Raw genomic sequence first — 19,206 nt, 5'->3', positions numbered from 1 at the left:
AAATAAAGAATACCACAATAGTTTATCAAAATTCAAACTCTAAAGTAGCCATGATGATTTTAACAAAATATTAGAACTTTGCTAAAAAATGATATATTAGAAAAATAACAAAACAAGGAGGCATTGATGGATTTGTTCAGTGATATATTGACTAAGTTAGACGGTGATTATGTTGATGTATTCCTTGAAGAAAAAAATACAACTCAACTTCAGATGGAAGAAAATAAAGTCCAAAAGTGTTCTTCAGTTTTTGATAAAGGATTGGGAGTTAGAGTAATTAAAGAAGGAAAAATATATTATGCCTATACAAACGATTTAACAAAAAATGGAATTGAGGAACTAATTTCTTCATTAAAAAGCAACTATTCAAGTAAAAACATCAACTTGAAAAAAGTTAATCCAACAACTCAATTTTTTATAAAAAATAATCCAGACAGTATCACCATATCAGAAAAGACAGGTTTTATAAAAAGAGCTAATGAAGTATCATGGAAGGAAAGCACAAAGATCAAACAAGTAAAAGTCTTATATGCTGATACTATTCAGAGTATTAAAATAGCTAATTCACTCGGAAATTTTACTGAGGAAAAGAGAGTTCAAACACTCTTTTTAGTCCAAATTGTAGCCTCTGAAAATGGAATTATTCAGACAGGATATGAAGCAGTAGGAGGATTAAAAGGAACCGAACTTTTTGAAGAAATTTCGCCGGAAGATATTGCCCTTAAAGCAGCAAAGAGAGCACTTATGATGCTTAAGGCAAGGCGCATACAGGGAGGAAGAATGCCTGTTGTAATTTCCTCAGAAGCAGGCGGAACAATGATACATGAAGCAGTAGGGCACGGACTTGAAGCAGACCTTGTTCAGGAAGGTCTTTCAGTTTATAGTGAAAAAATCGGTGAAAAAATAGCCTCAGAATTAATAACAGTGGTGGATGATCCCACACTTCCCAATATGAGAGGATCCTATGTTTTTGATGATGAAGGAACACCCTCTCAGAAAACAATTTTAATTGAAAAAGGTGTTCTTGTTAACTATCTTTATGACAGATATACTGCCTTGAAAGAAGGCAAGCCATCAACAGGAAATGGAAGAAGACAATCCTATGAACACTATCCGATCCCTAGAATGAGTAATACTTTTATTGCACCCGGAAAACACTCTCCAGAAGAAATAATCCGCTCTGTTGACAAAGGGCTCTTTGTTAAGAAAATGGGCGGTGGACAGGTTAATACTGTTAATGGAGAGTTTGTTTTTGAGGTTCAAGAAGGATATCTTATAGAAAAAGGTATGATTGGAGAGCCTGTAAGAGGTGCACTGCTGATTGGCACCGGGCAGGAAATCTTAAAAAGTATTGATATGGTTGGCAGTGATCTGGGATTTTCTATTGGAACCTGCGGTAAGAATTCTCAGGGAGTTCCGGTAACAGATGGAATGCCAACAATAAGAATCCCAGAGATAGTTGTAGGTGGAGAAGTAAATTGAATGTTCTATTTTTTCCATGACTGTATCTTTTTAACCACATTAATATTTTTATTGAGCAAATAATATCAACAATTTTATTCTGGCATTATTTTTGTATACTTTTCTTTGATGCCTTTTCAGAAAACAATAAAATCAGAAATAACCCTGTCTGGTATAGGAATACATACTGGAAAAAAGATTAATATAAAGCTTATTCCTGCTCAAAGGGATACAGGTATAGTTTTTTACAGAACAGACAAAGGCGTTCCTGTTAAGGCTAAACTTCCTTTTGTAATTGATACATCTTTAGCAACAACCATAGGAATTGATGGAATAAAAATTAGAACTGTTGAACACCTTCTTGCCACACTATATGCCTTTGGAATAACCAATCTTATCATAGAGATTGATGGCTCAGAAGTTCCTGTTCTTGATGGTAGTGCCCTTGAATTTGCAAAAACCATTATGAAGACAGGAACTGCAAAACAGGGAAAAACAATACCATTATTTAAGATAACAAAGCCTTTTTTGTATGAAAGCTCTCGTTCACGAATTGTAGCTAAACCATACAAAGGATTTAAAATAACCTATAAAATCTTTTATGAACATCCTTTGATTTTAGAACAATCTCTCTCAATTGAAATTAACGAACAAATCTTTCTGAGAGAGATAGCACCTGCAAGAACATTTGGGTTTTTAAAAGATATACAATATCTGCTTCAAAATGGTTTTGCCCGTGGAGGCTCTCTTGATAATGCTCTTGTACTTGATGAAAAAGGAGTTGTAGGAGGGAAACTGAGATTCAGAGATGAATTTGTTAGACATAAAATTCTTGATGCAATCGGTGATTTATCTTTAGTTGGGTATCCAATTAAAGGACACTTTATAATTGAAAAAGGTGGACATACTGCTCATATAAATTTCTTAAAGCATCTTATTGAATCAGGATATTACGAATTAGAGGAAGAGCCCTATTTTAATTTTCAACTGTCAACTCAGGCTGTTTAATCTTCTGTCCAGTGTCTGGGATCAAGAGCATCCCTCAATGCTTCGCCTAAAAGATTAAAGGACAGCACAGTTAAAAATATTGATAAGCCAGGAAATAAACTCATCCACCATGCAACAGTAATGTAGTCTTTGCCAACACTTAAAATCCCTCCCCAGCTTGGCTCTGGTGGTTGAATTCCGAGACCGAGAAAACTAAGTCCACTTTCAATTAATATTGCTCCACCAACAGAAAAAGTCGCAGCAACAATAACAGGATAAATCGCATTTGGGAGAATATGTTTAAAAATAATTCTACCAGAACCTGCTCCAATTGCCCTTGCAGCAAGAACAAACTCTCTTTCCTTTAAAGATAAAACCTCTGCTCTTACAAGCCTTGCCACATCCATCCATCCAGTAAGACCAATCACTACCATAATTATGTAAATGCTTGGTTCCAGAACAGCTACCACAGCTAAAATCAAAAACAGTGTCGGAAAAGCGAGCATAACATCAACAACTCTCATTATAACTGTATCAATCCACCTTCCATAGTATCCTGCTATTGCACCAAGTATTGTTCCAGTGAAAATAGCAATACCCATGGCAAGAAATCCTACTTTAAGAGAAATCCTTGCCCCAAAAATAATTCTCGAAAAAACATCCCGTCCAAGCTCATCTGTGCCAAAAAGATGTTCAGTTGAAGGTGGCTCAAGAACCTTATAAACATTGATTTTGTATGGATCATACGGAGCAATATAAGGTGCAAAAACAGCAATAAAAAATATAAACCCAATAAATGTTAAGCCAGCAACTGCAAGGCGATTCCTTAAAATTCGTTTAACTATCAGCTTAAACATCACCTTTAACCCTGATTCTTGGATCAACTATGAAATAGGCAATATCTGCTAAAAGATTTCCAATCAGCGTTAATAATGCACCTATCAACAATATTCCCATTATTGTTGGATAATCCCTTGCCATGGCAGAAGCGTAAAAAAGTTGCCCCATTCCAGGAATTGAAAAAATGCTTTCAAATATAACACTTCCACCAATAAGTCCAGGAATTGCGAGTCCTAAGAGAGTCACAACAGGTAGTAAGGCATTTCTCAAGGCATGTTTCATAATCACAACCCTTTCAGGTAATCCCTTTGCCCTTGCTGTTCTTATAAAATCCTGCCTCAGAACCTCGAGCATACTTGAACGGGTATATCGGGACATTCCAGCAAGGCCTGCAAAGGACATGATTGTAACAGGTAAGATAAGATGTTTAATCCAATCAATTATTCTCTCGTGAAATGGCAATGTCTCTGCACCAATACTTTGAATTCCAGAAATTGGAAGCAATCCAAGATTTACACCAAAAACAATCATCGCAAGCAGAGCGATCCAGAAAGTGGGCACAGAAAAACCGGTAAATACAAAAACAGTGAGAGCTCTGTCAAAAAAGCTTCCCGGTTTCAGGGCCGAGTAAACTCCAATTGGAATGGAAACGACAAGTATAAGAAGAAGTGAGAGCATATTAAGAGTTACAGTAATTGGAAGTCTTTCTTTAATTTTTTCTTTTACCGGTCTTCCATCGACAAAACTTTTTCCCAAATCCATTGTAATAACCATCCTGAGCCAGTTTAAATATCTTTCATGAATTGGTCTGTCAAGTCCGTAAAGCTTTTTAAGAGCTTCCATAGCCTCTGGAGAAGCCTTTGGTGATAATTCCTCAGTAAAGCTTGCAGGTGAGCCAGGTGCAAGATTTATTACGATAAAACATATAAAGGTGATACCAAAAAGAATTGGAATCATCAAAAGGAATCGCCTGAGTAAATAAAAAAGCATAGATTAAATTTTACAATAAAAAACTAACTATTTGAAAATCTTATTTTTTCAATTTTTAAGCGTTCCGTCTATGTCTACTACTTTTTCTTCAAAGGGAATTTTAACCCCTGCCCTATTCATTGCTTCTTTTACAATCCAGCTTAATCCTCCGCAACAGGGAACAGTCATTCTTACTACAGTTACCGATTTAATATTATTTACTTTGAAAATTTCTGTAAGTTTTTCAATGTAGAATAAGGCATCATCAAGCTTGGGACATGCAATGAGTAACTTTTTATCTTTCAGCAAGTTTTCGTGAAATAGCCTGTATGAAAAGGCTGTGCAGTCTGCAGCAATCACTAAATCTGCTCCTCTAAGGAAAGAAGCATTAACAGAGACAAGTTTTAGTTGAATAGGCCAGTTACTGAGTTTAAGATTTTTAACGAATGCCATACATTCACAAAGTGGTGATTCTGTTTTTTTAAGAAATTCCAGATGCTTTTTGGTTGCTTCTTCATCAAAAGGTTTTGCTTCTCTTTCAACAATAGTTATAGCACCCTTCGGACAACTTCCAAGACAGGCACCCAATCCATCACAGTAGACTTCGTTAACCAGTTTAGCCTTTCCATTAACAATCTGAATAGCACCCTCTGCACAGGCATTAACACAAAGCCCGCATCCATCACATTTATCTTCATCAATCTGAACAATTGGTCTTTTAATCATTTTTCTGTCCTCCATTTGAAAAATTTTTCAACTGCTTTAATTGATTCTATCAGATGACATGGGAAGGAATTTATGATCAAAATCATAAAAATTCATATATTTTTTTCATTTCATCTGTATATTCTCCGTTTTCAGTGTAAATAAAAAGCGGTGGCTCTACCTTAAGAGCAACCCTTCCGCCTTTTACAGCCTCTATAAGTACCATTTTTGCCTCTGTATGTAGTTTTGAATGAACAAAACGGATTCTCTTAACTTCAAGAGAATAACTTCCCATGACTCTAATAATCTCAGTAAGTCTTTCTGGCAGGTGAATCATACAAAGTCTTCCCCTATGTCTTAAAACTCTCTGCCCTATATGAGAAATGTCTCTAATCGTAAGACTTAATTCGTGTCTTGCCAGAGCCTTTTCTTCCAGAGGACTCATCTTACCTGTTCCAGGTCTTCTGAATGGTGGATTTGTAACTACAAGATCGTAATCGGACTCTTTAAAATCTTTTGCATCGGCACATAGGATTCTTACTCTATCTGAAATATTGTTTAAATCACAACTTATTTGAGCAAGTTCTGCAAGTTCTGGTTGAATTTCTATCATTGTAATATGTGATTCAGGATATCTTTTTGCCAGTATAATACCAATTACTCCTGTTCCTGCACCAACATCTAAAATTTTATTAACTCTCTTTAAATTTACAAAGTGAGCAAGAATTAAAGCATCTACACTAAAGCGATAACCTTCTTTTGGCTGGCAGATTTTTATGTCTCCTATTGAATCAACTGTATATTGCATCAAATGATTATAACACACAGGGACATTACTAAAAATTGAAATTTTTGATATACTTAAAAAAAGAAATGGAGGTGTAAAAATGATTGACAGAGAAAAACTTGAAGAGGAAATAAGGCAGGTTGCCTATGAACTTTATGTTAAAAGCGGATGCATTCCTGGAAGAGACCTTGATAACTGGCTTGAAGCGGAAAGAATTGTTTTAGCAAAATATCAAACTGAAGAGATATCAGGATGTTGTGAACCATCTGAAGCAGAGGAAAAACCAAAAAGGAAAAGAGCAGTCAAAAAAGCTTCAAAAGAAAAACCCAGAGGTAAAGGCAGAGGCAAAAAATCATGAAAGAAGCTTTATTTTATGAAAAACTCTCTGATGGAAAGGTGAAATGCGGACTATGCAATCACCATTGTATAATCTCTAATGATGCAAGAGGTATCTGCGGAGTAAGAGAAAACAGAGATGGAAAGCTTTATAGCCTTGTTTATGGGAAAATAATTGCCTATCATATTGACCCTATTGAAAAAAAGCCCCTTTTTCATTTCTATCCTGGTTCTGTATCCTATTCAATTGCTACAGTAGGATGCAACTTTCGGTGTCTTCATTGCCAGAACTACACAATCTCTCAATATCCGAAACTTTACAAAGACATCCCTGGAGAGGAGTTTACACCTGAGGATGTTGTAAAAGAGGCAAGAGCAAGTGGTTGTAAGAGCATTTCCTATACCTATACTGAGCCAACCATTTTCCTTGAGTTTGCCTACGACTGTATGGTTTTAGCCCATAAAGAAGGGATTAAAAATGTATGGGTAAGCAATGGTTACATGTCAGAGGAAGCTCTAAGATTCATCGCACCATATCTTGATGCAATAAATGTTGACCTTAAAGGAGATGACGATTTTTACAAAAAAATCTGTGGTGCAAGGGTTGAGCCTGTAATGAAAAATATTAAACTTCTTAAAGAACTTGGAGTATGGGTTGAAGTTACGACATTAATTATTCCTGATTTAAATGATTCAGAAGAATTTTTAAGAAATACAGCCCGTTTTCTCGTATCAATTGACCCTTCAATTCCATGGCATGTAACGCAGTTTTATCCCACATATCAACTTACAGACAAACCAAGAACTCCTGTGGAAACCTTAAAAAAGGCAAGAAACATTGGCTTTGAAGAGGGGCTCAAGTTTGTGTATGTTGGTAATATTCCGGGGGAAGGAGGAGAAAATACTTACTGCCCTAATTGTAAAAATCTTCTCATTGAGAGATTCGGATTTTTTATCAACAAAATAAATATAAAGGAGTCCCGCTGTAAAAACTGCGGAACTCCAATTGAGGGGGTGGGACTTCCTTAAAGTTTATAATTAATTTTTCTCAAAAACTCTTTTCTGTGCTCTCTGTCTTCAGGTTTTTCAACTCCTTTTGGACTTGCTCCGTCAATAACACCAAGAATTCCTCTTCCGAGCTCGGTTTCTGCAACTACAACTTCAAGGGGATTTGCTGTGGCACAGTAAATACTGCATACTTCCTGACACATCTTTATAGCATTCAAGACACTGATTGGGAAAGCACCTTTCATGAGAATACAGAATACATGACCAGCACCTATGTTTTGAAGATTCAGAATACATGCCTGTCTTAGCTCTTCATCATTTCCTTCAGAACGGATAAGACATGGTCCAGATGCTTCTGTAAAGGCAACTGCAAACTTAGCATGGGGAATATGGGTTGCAAGTATCTCATAAAGATCTTCAGCGGTTTTTATGAAATGGGTCTGTCCAAGTATAATGTTACATCCCTCAGGAATTTCAACTTTTATTGCTTTGATTTCCATAACCCACCTCCAATTAAAAATTTTAACTTTTTAATTTTTCTATTTCTTCTAAAAATTTTTCGAATTTTTTAACCTTGCTGCTCTCTTCAATAGTTTTGCTTGTGATGACAAATGTGCCATCTGTATCAATTTCAGCAATTGCTCTTCCTTTTTTAGCAGGATGTTTAACAACTAAATCACCATCTTCATCGAGGGTGATAAAGAAAACTTTTATCTTTTTTGTTAACCTGCTACTTTTAAGCTTTAAAAACCAATATCCAGTTTGAGCAACTCTCTCTCTTAATGTCGATTTAGATGAAATAACTGCTAAAGCTTTACACTCTTCAGGATTAAAAATAATGACATCAGCATCTGGCAAGTGCATACCAAATTTGCCATAGTCGACCACTAAGCTTCTTTTTACTTTTGATAAACATTCATTTAACTTACTTTCTTCTTTTTCTAATTTATTACCTTTTAAAGCTTTTAAACCTGCTTTTTCAACTTCAACAAATATATTTTCAAGTATGATTTCTTCTAGCAGATTTCCCTTAAATGGTTTCCAGCTTTGTTCAGTGTCTTTAATACCAAACTTTGAAATTTCTTTTATGTAAGTTTCTCTAAAATTTTCTAAAATTTTCGATAGACTCCCAATTCCTTTATCTTTTATCTCTTTTTTTATATTATTTTTGATCTCAGTAAAAAATTTAGTTTTCTCATCTTTCATAGGTGTTCCACTTAATTTTTGGTTTTCTTATTTTTTTATCATTTGAAGAATCTTTCTTAACTATAATGAGATACTTAAACCCTCGTAAATAAAAATTGTGCTTTATTGCCTTACTATGCCAAAAGGGTGTGTTTGAAGCTTGATTTCTTCTTGCTACACAAACTATATCAACAGGGCTGAAATATTTTGTAAGTCTTTCATAAATTTTTAATCCTACTGGAACAAACACTCCTTTTGCCCATTGATCTCCAATAAGCCATGCTAAAATTTTTCCCTCTTTTAAGACTCTAAAGCACTCTCTCATTACATTTTCAAGTTCATCAAAGAACTCTTCAGAAGTTGCTGGGATATTTCCAATGTTGAGAGGATGTGGATTGTATTTTATGTTATCACTATAAGGTGAATCAATGAATATCATATCAATAGAATTGTCCTTAAGAGGCAAACTTCTGGCATCAGCCTGTATTATATCTTTTCTTGTAGGCACAATATCAAATGCAATAATATTCCTTTTTTCTTCTCTGCAAACATCAATAGTAGTTCCAGAGCCAGCCATTGGATCACATACTAAATCTCCAGGTTCAGTATACCTCCAAATAAGGTTAAAGATTATAAATGCTGGAGTAACACCTGGATATTTATTATTTCCCTTTGGTGTATCGCCATAACTCTGGTATGGATAGTCCCAAAATGTTGTAGAAAAAATTGGGGGTCTGTAATTTTCATCAATCAATTTTTCTTTATTCAATGAAACAAAAATCATGTTATCTAAAATAGACCTTAGATAAAGCGCTCCATTTTCATTTAAAATATCTCTCCAAGAAATATTTAATTTATTAAAAAATTTACTTGCATTTCTTATCTCTTTGACCTCAGAAACTGGTTCAACAGCAATGTAATAGGGATATTTACCATTAAAAATTTTCAATGAACTATCAAATGATGGCTCTCCCCTTGCTAAAAAAGTGCCTAAAAGAGTGTCAGTATCAAGATTATACAGAAAAACATAATCTCCATCTCTAACAGCAAAAATTTTATGAGCATATTGCTTCCCGGTTACAATTATTTTTTTTGAAAGCATCTCATTTTCACTCTTTTTAGTACAGGCAAAAATGAAACCGTGTTTTTTAAGCTTATTTGCTGTAGGAGTTTTTCTTGCATAAACTGTGGTCAAAAATTCATCATTACTTATCTCTGCGTTATTTTCCTTGTAATAAAGTTTCTCGTTCATAAACACTTATAAAAATTATATCATTTTTCTCTGCTTCTTAAAAAACTCTGAAGCCTATCCATGTAAAGATAAAACACCGGAGTTACAAACAAAGTCAACATCTGTGAAAAAAGCAAGCCTCCTACAACAGCCAGTCCAAGGGGCTGACGAACCTCACCACCTGCTCCAATCCCAAGTGCAATTGGCAGAGCTCCAAAAAGTGCTGCAGCAGTTGTCATCATGATTGGACGAAACCTTATAAGGCAGGCGCTATAAATTGCTTCCTGTGGTTTCATACCTTCATTTCTCTGGGCATGAAGGGCAAAGTCTATCATCATAATTCCATTTTTCTTTACAAGTCCAATAAGCATTATTATTCCAACGAAAGCATAGATGTTTAATTCAACTCCAAAGACAAGCAATGTAACCAGTGCTCCAAATCCTGCAAAAGGAAGGGCAGAAAGAATTGTCAAAGGATGAATAAAGCTTTCATAGAGAATTCCCAGAACTAAATATACTACAAAAACTGCCACAATCAGCAAAAACCATAGTCCCTCAAAAGACTCTTTAAACGCCTGAGCAGCACCCTGAAAACTTGTCATTATCGTATCTGGAAGAGTTGTTCTTGCAACTTTTTGAATCTCTGTTACTGCTTCACCAAGTGAAACTCCTGGTTTAAGATTGAATGATATCGTGACTGAAGGAAGCTGTCCTGTATGATTTACAGTCAATGGACCTATGCTCTCAGATACAGTGGCAACAGAATTAAGAGGAACAAGCTCTCCCTTTGAGGAGCGAATATAAAGCATTGAAAGTGCTGAAGGATCTTTCTGATACTCGGGCTTAAGCTCAAGAATAACCTGATACTGATTATTTGGAGCATAAATTGTTGATACCCATTTGCTTCCAAAGGCATTCCAGAGCGCATTTTCTATCTGCTCTGCGGTAACACCAAGAGACTCTGCCTTTGCTCTATCAATCTCTATATTCAGTTGCGGAGTTTTTATTTGTAAATTGGATGAAACGTCCTGAATAACTGGAATCTGTTTCATTTTTCCCTCTAAAATCTGGGCATAGTGATAGAGTTCCTGAAGATCACTTCCTGAAAGAGTGAACTGATATAGAGCTTTTGTAAGAGTTCCACCTATACGAATTGTTGGAGGATTTTGAGGATATACTTTAAGCCCGGGAATTGAATTAAGCTTGGGTCTGAGTTGTTCTATTAACTTATCAACATGGGGTCTTTCTGAAAGAGGTTTTAGATGAATAAACATTCTTGCATTATTCGGAGCAGGAGATGCAGGGCCAGGACCAACAGATGTCATAAATGCTCTAACTGTTTGCTCTTTTAAAACAATGTTAGCCAGTTGAAGTTGATGTCTTACCATCTCGTCAAAAGATATGTCTTCTGAAGCTTCTGTTATTATAAAAATCTGACTTTTATCTTCACTTGGTAAAAAACCTGTTGGAATTTTGACAAAAATATAAATCGTAAGAAGCAAAATCACTGCAGAACCAAGCATCATCAATTTGTGATGCTTCAAAGACCAGCTCAAGCTTACTTTATAAACATTAACCATCCACTCAAACCCTTTTTCTAAAGCTAAATAGAGCCTTCCATGTTTTTGATCCTCCACCCTAAGGAATCTACTACACATCATTGGTGTAAGAGTTAGAGAAACCAGTCCTGAAATCAAAATTGCAACTGAGATTGTCACAGCAAACTCTTTAAAAAGCCTTCCTACAATTCCACCCATGAAAAGAACAGGAATGAAAACTGCAACAAGGGACAGTGTCATAGATAGAATTGTAAACCATATTTCTCTTGAACCATTTAAGGCTGCTTCAAAGGGTTTTTCTCCCCTCTCAATGTGTCTTACAATGTTTTCAAGCATAACAATGGCATCATCTACTAAAAAACCAATTGAAAGAGTAAGTGCCATGAGAGAGAGATTATCAAGGCTGTATCCAAGAAGATACATAACAGCAAATGTTCCAATTATTGAGATTGGCAGAGCAACAGAGGGAATTACAGTCGCAGATAGTCTTCTTAAAAAGACAAATATAACCATAACCACTAAAAAAACAGTAAAGAGCAGAGTAAACTGCACATCTCTTACAGACTCTCTTATTGATTTAGAACGGTCATAAAGAAGATGTAGCGAAACAGAGGCTGGCATCTGTTTTTTTAGCTCCTCTACTTTCTTTTTTACATCATCAGCTACTTTAACAGTGTTTGTTCCTGGTTGTCTGTAAACTGCTAAAACCATTGCTCTCTGAAGTTTTCCTTCACTTCCATACCATGCAGCAAGTTTATCATTTTCAACACTGTCAACAGCTTCACCAATATCCTTAATTCTTACAGGAGAGCCTTCTTTGCTTTTTATTATCAATTCATTGTATTGGGAGGCATTGAAAAGTTGACCCGTTGCCTCAATGGTAAATGCCTGATAATTACCATAAAGTGTTCCTGTTGGAAGTTCAACATTTCCTTTTTTTATTGCCTGTTCAACCTCATCAATTCCTATTCCTCTGCTTGCAATTTTCTGAGGGTCTATTCTTACTCTCACAGCATATTTTTGAGCGCCAAATATCTGAACCTGTGCTACACCATTTACCATTGAGATGTTCTGTGCTAAAAGTGTGTCAGCATATTCATGAAGTTTATAAAGAGGCATTGTGGGAGAAGTTATTGCAAAATAAAGAATTGGCATATCAGCAGGATTAACCTTATTATAAGTTGGAGGTGTTGGCATGTTTGAAGGAAGCTGCCTTGATGCCCTTGCAATTGCTGTTTGCACATCCTGTGCTGCCGCATCTATATCTCTATTTAAATCAAACTCCAGTGTTATTTGCGTTACACCTTTTGCATTGACCGAGTTCATTGATTTTAACCCTGAGATGGTTGAAAACTCTTTCTCAAGAGGAGTTGCAACAGCAGATGCCATTGTCTCTGGAGAGGCACCCGGAAGATTCGCTGATACAAGTATTGTAGGAAAATCAACATTTGGAAGTTCAGCTATTGGAAGATAACGATATCCCACCAAACCAAATACAACAATAGCCACCATTAAGAGAGTTGTCATTATAGGACGCTGAATAAAAATCTGGGAAAGATTCATTACTTTTTAATCTCCACCCTTGCTCCTGGTGTGAGCCTTAACTGTCCGTCAATAACAACTGTGTCCCCTGGTTTCAATCCTTTCTCAATTGTAACGTCATCGCCAAACTTAAGCCCTGTTGTAACTTCCCTCATCTCAGCGGTTTTATCATCTTTAACAACCCATACATACTGACCTTTCTGACCTGTCTGAACAGCTCTGTATGGAATTACAACTGCGTTTTTCTTTACTCCAAGAGTTAAAACAACATTGACAAACTGTCCGGGCCAGAGCATCTTGTCTTTATTTGGAAACTCAGCCTTTAGCTTAACTGTCCCTGTTGCCACATCAACAGCATTATCAATGAACACAACCCTGCCCTGTGCAGTATAGCTTGCATCAACACCTTTAACAACAGCTTCAGTTTTAAGCATTCCCTCAGACATTGCCTTTTTAATTCTGAAAAGCTCCTGCTCTGGCACTGAAAAACGGACAAATATTGGAACAATCTGATTTATTACCGCAAGCTGAGTATCATTTGCTTTTATCATGTTTCCGGTATGAACAAGTAGGGAGCCGATTTTTCCATCAATAGGAGAGTAGATATAACAGTAACTTAGTTGCAATCTTGCGTTATTAAGGATTGCTTCATCTGCCTTTACAGTTGCTTTAAGAGATTCATAGTTTGTGCGAATTTTTTCATACTGCTGCCTTGATACAAGCCCTTCTTTTATAAGTTCATCGTATCTTTCAAGATCAGCCCTTGCAAAATCAAGTTGAGCTTTATCTCTCAATAAATTTGCCTCAGCCTGTCTTACAGCTTCTTCAAATGGTCTTGGATCAATAACAAAAAGAAGTTGCCCTTTCCGGACTTCATCACCTTCTTTAAAGTTTGCTTTAATGAGCTGTCCTTCAACTCTTGATTTGATTGTCACTGAAGAGTAGGCTTCCACATTTCCTACTGCTGTAATCTGAACTGGAACATCCTTTACTGATGCCTGAGCAACAACAACCGGAACTGAGGGAGTCTGTTTCTGTTTAGAAGACTTTGAACAAGAAAAAAGAAGAAAACAGCAAAAAATTATCAGAAATGTTTTAAGTATATTCATTCTGCCCCCTTAAATCACCAGCATGTAAGCACTTACTAAAATAAAAGAAAAATGAAGAATTTGTCAATGGATTCATTTAGATTAAACTATATAGGATTAAAAAATTTTTACTTAGTCAAGTTGTCTAATCTTTTCTAAAAATTCATGAATAGTGAAAGGTTTTGAAAGTAAACTTAAACCTTCTTTTATAAGTTCATTAACCTGTTCAATGTTGTTTGCGTATCCAGTCATGAAAATAAACTTTATGTCAGGCTTGACTTTCTTTAATCTTCTGTAAAGTTCAACTCCGTTCATTTTAGGCATAATTATATCGGAAAGGCAAATGTCAAACTTATCTCTGTATTCATCAAAACGCTCAAGCAATTCTAAGGCAGAGGAAATTGAATGAACCTCAAATCCGTATTTATTTAACAACTCTTCTATTCCATCTCTTACTTCATCCTGATCCTCCACAAGAAGAATTCTCTTTTTCTCTAATTGTATTTCTTCAATCTTTGAATCCACTTTTTCTGTTTTTGTCTCAACAAGAGGAAAATATATTTTAAACGTTGTTCCTACGCCTACTTCGCTGTAGACATTAATAAAACCTTTATGTTGTTCCACAATGCTGTAAACAGTTGAAAGCCCAAGTCCTGTACCTTTTTCTTTTGTAGTAAAAAAGGCTCAAATATTTTATCCCTGATTTCCTCAGGTATGCCATGTCCTGTATCGGAAAAACTAATGCAGACAAAATCCCCCTCTTTTAAATTAGAATAAACTCTATATATCTCTCTGTCTATTTTTTTTCTCTCAACTTGAATTTTTATATCACCTCCATTAGGCATTGCATCAATTGCATTTACTACGAGATTAAGTAAAATTTGAGTAAACTGAGTTCTGTCAAGATTCACATATAGAGGTTCAGGGTATAATGTATAGCTAAAAATAATATCCTCTCTTATCGTCGGTTTGAGAAGTTTTATCTCTTCTTTAATGACCTCATTTATATCGTAACTGCCAAATTCAAAAACCTGTTTTCTTGAAAAGGCAAGAAGTTTTTTTATGAAATCTTTTGTTTTATCAACTGCATTAGCTATTCCCTCTGTATATTTCTTTATCTTCTCATTATCTTTGTTGTAAAGCTGTATCAATTGATTATTACTTGAAATAACTGTAAGCATATTGTTGAGATCATGGGCAATGCTACCTGCAAGTCTACCAATGCTTTCCATCTTCTGGGATTGAAAAAGCTGTTCCTGCATTTTTATCTTTTCTGTAATATCTTTTATAGTAGAAATAAGAAAAAGAGGATTTCCTTTTTCATCTCTTACAAGAGACGAAGATATGAGACCATAAAATAAGCTTCTATCAGCACGTTTTAATTTAACTTCAAAACTCTCAACATATCCCTCTTTAATTATCTTTTCTAATATTCTCTTCCTGTCTTCTATGTTGTAATAGAAATCAGTAACGCTCTCTATCTGATTTTTATCCTTATATCCAAAAATCTTAAGTCCCTGAGGATTTATGTTCAAAAGCTTTCCATCAAGAGTAGAAAATACAATTGCATCCCTTGATGTTTCAAAAAGTTTTGACAACTCCATCTCTCTTTCAGCAATTGTCCTTCCCATTTCAATTATGTTTTCAGCAAGAGTATTGGTTTCTTGAAAATATAATGGCTTGGCTTTTATATCATAGTTTTGCTTTTTTATATTATTTATAATTCTAAATAACTCTAAAACAGGTTTCTGTAAAAAAGAAGAGATCAACAAGCTCAAGCCAAGTGATAAAAAGGTAAAGAATATGAAAAGGGAAAAAAGCTGCTTTTTAAATGCATTATATTCTGCAAAAGCCTTTTCATATTTATTACCAATAAAAATATATTTATATAAACAGTTGCAAAATTTTGAATATAAGAGATATTTTTCGCCATCCATTATAAACTCAGTTGGTTCTTGGGTCTCTGATATTTCATTTAATTTAGGGATTAACATCTTTATGTTAGCACCCTCATTTACATATTTCTCATCATAATGAGCTATAATTTTGCCTGCTTCATCAACAATAAAAGAAACATAACCATTTTCATTTAACTCTTTTAAAAAATTATTAAAATTCGGAATATCAACAAGCATGAGGGCATAGCTATCACCAAATTTTTTTGATTGAGCATAATAGGACTTCCTATCAAATAAAAAAACATAGGGACCTGAGAATTTAGCTTTCTCAATATTTTTAAAAAGGGCAGTATTTCCCATATAGAGATTTAAAGCATCTCGTCTGAAAGGATACATCTCTTTAATAAAACCCTCTCTATCAAAAACAATCACATATTTAGCAAAAGGATATAAATTCATGATTTCCTTAAGTTTGTTTTTCTTTTTTTCTAAGTTTTTCTCTTTATCAATTATGTTTATTGCCAAATCAAGAAATTTCTCATTTTCTATTATTGTTTTTTCAAAGTATTGTCTAAAATTACTAATTATGGCTTCGTATGCATTCTGTTTGTCTTTAATTGTGACTACCTTGGTTAATATATATGTTATTGCATTGACAGAAAAAAGGAAAAACAGGCTAAAGATAAATAGTAAAAGGAAAATAAAACTCTTAAAGTTAAAAACTATTCTCATGATTCTATCCTTTCAAAGATGCCATTTTTAATTACTATTACAAAAGGTTCAATTTCAGAATCTCCATATTGGTTTATGCTAATATCTCCTAAGGGAAGATTGAATTTAGAATTCAGAATGTTTTCTCCGATAGAGCCTGATTTAGCAGATTTTAAAATTGCCTCTTTGATAATCATCACGGCATTATATCCATTTATAACTGAAGAATCAGGAGGATAGCCAAATTTTTTCATAAATTTTTCTTTGAATTCCATGTATTTTTTTGTTGACTGATCATAAAAATCAACGCTCAAAACTCCTTCTGAAAAATGACCTGTAAAAACAACTAATCCATAAAATCTTGCCCATGGTGCAATACCCAATTGGACATGACTATTTATTCTTCTTATTTTTTGAATTATTATTGATGCATTAAATATATCCGTTATAATTAATACAAAGTCAGGTCTATAGCTTAATGCATGATTCACTAACTCATCAAAATCTGAAACCTTCTCGCTAATGGTTAAAGTATAAATAGAAGAAATCTTTTTAATTTGATTAATGAAAGAGCCTGCAAAATCACCTGTATAAACTGGATTTCTCTCATCTATCATAATTAAAGTTTTTTTAGGTTTGATTTTTTCTCTTACATATTTTCCAAAAACTCTGGCAAACTTATTATTGCATGGTTCAAGTGTTATGAAATAATCATCTTTTCCTGTAAATTCAGTGGCAGAAACAGTTGGTGATATGGCAAGAAGTTTATGCTCATTAATTAATGGTAAAAGTGCCCTTGCAATTGTGCTTGTTGCAGGACCAATAACTGCAGTCACGCCTTCATTTAAAAATTCTAAGTAATTTTCTTTAGCTATCTCACTATTAGCCATGTTATCCTTTATAATCAACTCTATCCTTCTACCATTAATTCCTCCGCCATTGTTAATTTCCTCTACTGCCATAAAAGCACCATCTCTTATCTCTCTGCCAAGGTCAGGTGAACTTCCTGTAAGAGAAACCATCAATCCCACTTTTATTGGAGGTTTGGGTGGTGGATAAAAGAACCAAAGAAAAATTCCTACAAAAAAAAGAGTTAATGTTGTTATATAAAAAGACTTGGACATTGTTCAGTTTAAATTATATCATGTTATCTTAGTTTTCAAATAGATTAACTATCTTGAAATAAAGTGAAATTGATATCATGGATAAAACTCGTAAGCACCTAAGTCTACACCTGCGCCAGCAGGTCTAACTTTTCCCTCTAAATCATAATTTGGAATTCGCCCCCCTAATTCACCAACATTTAATCCCCTATCAATGGCAGGACTGCCAATCTTCAAATGAGCATCTATATTATTTATGTCATTAAAACGAACAAATAATGGATCTGCATTTATATTCGTAACACCAACTGGCACATCAATCTGAACCCTATAAAAAAGATTGTGATGTATAGTCTCAGGACGGGTGAACTTACCGGGGTCTCCATCACCAATTAGATCAGGCCAATCACCAACTTTTGTTACATTAGGAAATGCATAAAAGATATTATTTACAAGATAAAGCCTCTCATTACCTTTGCATGGTGGAGCATCTGGAAAATCATTAGTTTGACATAAAATCTCTGTCATTGCCCATCCCTCACCAATTATTGTGCTATTTACTACATAATTTTTATTGTTAGGACCTGCTGACAACGAAACGCTTGCTCCTCCTGCACGACAGGCATCCCCAGAGTTTACATCACCCATATCTGGTGCAAAGGGTTTACCTGTAAAGTAGTTGCAGTTTCCGATGATAAGGGAATTATCTATTAAACTCTGTCCGCCAATTTTTATCTGGTTTCCTGCATTTCCATAGGCTTGAACACGATGAAGTTCTACAAATGTATTTGGTATGCCTACTCCTACATAAAGTAAATCTAATCCATCAGAAGTATTATAGCGAAAGATAGAATCCTCAATGATCCAATGCCCTCCTGTGCGTCCTGTCCCAACTCCATCTCCATATCCACCTGCTGACTGAGCCCAGCAATATGAAGGCTGTCTGTCAGGATAGGTTTCAACACAACCATTCCATTCAATTGTAACTTGAGAGAATCTTATTTCTCCACTATTTGAAGAACCTCTATCTTCTTGTAAATCACCATCCCAACCACTCCAGCCATTGCCAGCTATCCTGACCCTCAATAGTCTCCAGTTACTGATACGCCCTGCTTTAATTCCCTCTACAGCAAAACCATGAATATTAAGATCTTGCAAAGTTACATTTTGAGAGTCTTTTGCAAATATACCTCTCTCTCCCCAGTGACCAAATGGTGGATTTTCACGTTGACAACGGGCATTTCTGTTTTTATGAAAATCGGCACAACTTGCATGGTCTGTTAAATCTAAGCAGGCAAGTATCACCTTGTTAGAACCGGTAAGATTAAATATCTGTAAAGCCCTTTCAGTTGCCCAAAGTTCTGGAGGATTGGGACATCCTTTATCCCACCCTTCACCCAGAATCCTCACATTGGATGGAAGTGGTGGTAATACACAATCCCAAGAGAAAGCTCTATCACACCATCCTGTATTTGGTGCTCCATATCCCATCATATAACTTCCTGATTTGATAATCAATGTATCACCTGAAGAAAGGCGCCACCGGGGTAAGCCTCCCTCAATTTTTAAAGCCCAGAATGGATGTGACCATGCACACGGTTGATTTATCCCACTTCCCGGATATGGTTTATCAACTAATCCTGTGCACTGCTTTGCAGTTCCGCCATCTGGTCTTACATAGTAAGTTGCTGAAAAAACTTTAGAAGGTAAAGTTGATAATACAATTAAACTTAATATGGCTATTATAAAAATGCCTTTTCTTTTCATAGCTAAACTCAAGTTCTCTAATTAAACTT

The 19,206-nt window shown here is 35.1% G+C and carries 15 protein-coding genes and 2 pseudogenes; 4 read left to right on the top strand and 13 right to left on the bottom strand.

All coding sequences use genetic code 11. From position 1 onward, the window contains the following. Nucleotides 1-126: 126 nt before the first annotated feature. The gene (locus tag TAGGR_RS06235; protein WP_059176458.1) at nucleotides 127-1,482 is read left to right on the top strand and encodes a TldD/PmbA family protein; all 1,356 of its coding nucleotides are present in this window, start codon (nucleotides 127-129) and stop codon (nucleotides 1,480-1,482) included. Between the two features lie 108 nt (nucleotides 1,483-1,590). After that, nucleotides 1,591-2,469, top strand: coding sequence for a UDP-3-O-acyl-N-acetylglucosamine deacetylase (lpxC, locus tag TAGGR_RS06230; RefSeq protein ID WP_059176457.1), 879 nt, complete (start codon nucleotides 1,591-1,593; stop codon nucleotides 2,467-2,469). On the opposite strand, the gene opp4C is transcribed toward lpxC, so the two are convergent. The 4 genes from opp4C to TAGGR_RS06210 all read right to left on the bottom strand — a co-directional run bounded on the left by opp4C (nucleotide 2,466) and on the right by TAGGR_RS06210 (nucleotide 5,770). Continuing rightward, nucleotides 2,466-3,305: an oligopeptide ABC transporter permease gene (opp4C, locus tag TAGGR_RS06225; protein WP_059176456.1), complete on the bottom strand. Its 840-nt coding sequence runs from the start codon at nucleotides 3,303-3,305 to the stop codon at nucleotides 2,466-2,468. The two genes, lpxC and opp4C, sit on opposite strands and share 4 nt — an antisense overlap. Beyond that, nucleotides 3,298-4,278 carry an ABC transporter permease gene (locus tag TAGGR_RS06220; RefSeq protein WP_059176455.1) on the bottom strand — a complete coding sequence of 327 codons (981 nt, stop codon included), beginning with the start codon at nucleotides 4,276-4,278 and terminating at the stop codon, nucleotides 3,298-3,300. Before TAGGR_RS06220 ends, opp4C begins: the two co-directional genes overlap by 8 nt. A 48-nt stretch (nucleotides 4,279-4,326) precedes the next feature. Then, entirely contained in the window at nucleotides 4,327-4,983 is a 657-nt protein-coding gene (locus TAGGR_RS06215) for an ATP-binding protein (RefSeq protein ID WP_153000462.1), read from the bottom strand. 82 nt (nucleotides 4,984-5,065) lie between these two features. Then, complete coding sequence (locus tag TAGGR_RS06210; protein WP_059176454.1) at nucleotides 5,066-5,770, bottom strand: tRNA1(Val) (adenine(37)-N6)-methyltransferase; 705 nt, start codon at nucleotides 5,768-5,770, stop codon at nucleotides 5,066-5,068. A 79-nt stretch (nucleotides 5,771-5,849) separates the two neighbouring features. Between TAGGR_RS06210 and TAGGR_RS06205 the strand changes: the two genes are divergently transcribed. Both TAGGR_RS06205 and amrS read left to right on the top strand, forming a co-directional pair. Further along, the gene (locus TAGGR_RS06205) at nucleotides 5,850-6,107 is read left to right on the top strand and encodes a DUF2934 domain-containing protein (RefSeq protein WP_059176453.1); all 258 of its coding nucleotides are present in this window, start codon (nucleotides 5,850-5,852) and stop codon (nucleotides 6,105-6,107) included. Then, nucleotides 6,104-7,114 (top strand): AmmeMemoRadiSam system radical SAM enzyme, encoded by a 1,011-nt coding sequence (gene amrS, locus TAGGR_RS06200; RefSeq protein ID WP_059176452.1) that lies wholly within the window; start codon nucleotides 6,104-6,106, stop codon nucleotides 7,112-7,114. Before TAGGR_RS06205 ends, amrS begins: the two co-directional genes overlap by 4 nt. On the opposite strand, the gene TAGGR_RS06195 is transcribed toward amrS, so the two are convergent. The 9 genes and pseudogenes from TAGGR_RS06195 to TAGGR_RS06155 all read right to left on the bottom strand — a co-directional run bounded on the left by TAGGR_RS06195 (nucleotide 7,111) and on the right by TAGGR_RS06155 (nucleotide 19,177). Next, complete coding sequence (locus tag TAGGR_RS06195; RefSeq protein WP_059176451.1) at nucleotides 7,111-7,593, bottom strand: adenosine-specific kinase; 483 nt, start codon at nucleotides 7,591-7,593, stop codon at nucleotides 7,111-7,113. The genes amrS and TAGGR_RS06195 overlap by 4 nt on opposite strands. Nucleotides 7,594-7,615: 22 nt before the next feature. Beyond that, nucleotides 7,616-8,299 carry a BsaWI family type II restriction enzyme gene (locus TAGGR_RS06190; RefSeq protein WP_059176450.1) on the bottom strand — a complete coding sequence of 228 codons (684 nt, stop codon included), beginning with the start codon at nucleotides 8,297-8,299 and terminating at the stop codon, nucleotides 7,616-7,618. Beyond that, nucleotides 8,289-9,530 carry a TRM11 family SAM-dependent methyltransferase gene (locus tag TAGGR_RS06185; RefSeq protein ID WP_082673575.1) on the bottom strand — a complete coding sequence of 414 codons (1,242 nt, stop codon included), beginning with the start codon at nucleotides 9,528-9,530 and terminating at the stop codon, nucleotides 8,289-8,291. The genes TAGGR_RS06190 and TAGGR_RS06185 overlap by 11 nt, the downstream gene beginning before the upstream one ends. A 20-nt stretch (nucleotides 9,531-9,550) precedes the next feature. Next, the gene (locus TAGGR_RS06180) at nucleotides 9,551-12,631 is read right to left on the bottom strand and encodes an efflux RND transporter permease subunit (protein WP_059176449.1); all 3,081 of its coding nucleotides are present in this window, start codon (nucleotides 12,629-12,631) and stop codon (nucleotides 9,551-9,553) included. Beyond that, the gene (locus tag TAGGR_RS06175) at nucleotides 12,631-13,719 is read right to left on the bottom strand and encodes an efflux RND transporter periplasmic adaptor subunit (protein WP_059176448.1); all 1,089 of its coding nucleotides are present in this window, start codon (nucleotides 13,717-13,719) and stop codon (nucleotides 12,631-12,633) included. Before TAGGR_RS06175 ends, TAGGR_RS06180 begins: the two co-directional genes overlap by 1 nt. A gap of 114 nt (nucleotides 13,720-13,833) precedes the next feature. Then, nucleotides 13,834-14,940: pseudogene (locus tag TAGGR_RS11245) on the bottom strand (sensor histidine kinase); the annotation flags it as partial. A 41-nt stretch (nucleotides 14,941-14,981) separates the two neighbouring features. Next, a pseudogene (locus TAGGR_RS11240) lies at nucleotides 14,982-15,302 on the bottom strand (PAS domain-containing protein); the annotation flags it as partial. Between the two features lie 1,022 nt (nucleotides 15,303-16,324). After that, a complete protein-coding gene (locus TAGGR_RS06160) occupies nucleotides 16,325-17,431 on the bottom strand; it encodes an ABC transporter substrate-binding protein (protein WP_059176445.1) in 1,107 nt (368 codons plus the stop codon). Nucleotides 17,432-17,506: 75 nt separating this feature from the next. Further along, nucleotides 17,507-19,177 carry a choice-of-anchor Q domain-containing protein gene (locus TAGGR_RS06155; RefSeq protein WP_059176444.1) on the bottom strand — a complete coding sequence of 557 codons (1,671 nt, stop codon included), beginning with the start codon at nucleotides 19,175-19,177 and terminating at the stop codon, nucleotides 17,507-17,509. Nucleotides 19,178-19,206: the final 29 nt, after the last annotated feature.

The organism is Thermodesulfovibrio aggregans, assembly GCF_001514535.1.
Classification (GTDB): Bacteria; Nitrospirota; Thermodesulfovibrionia; order Thermodesulfovibrionales; family Thermodesulfovibrionaceae; genus Thermodesulfovibrio; species Thermodesulfovibrio aggregans.
This window is presented reverse-complemented; position numbering and strand designations above follow the sequence as displayed.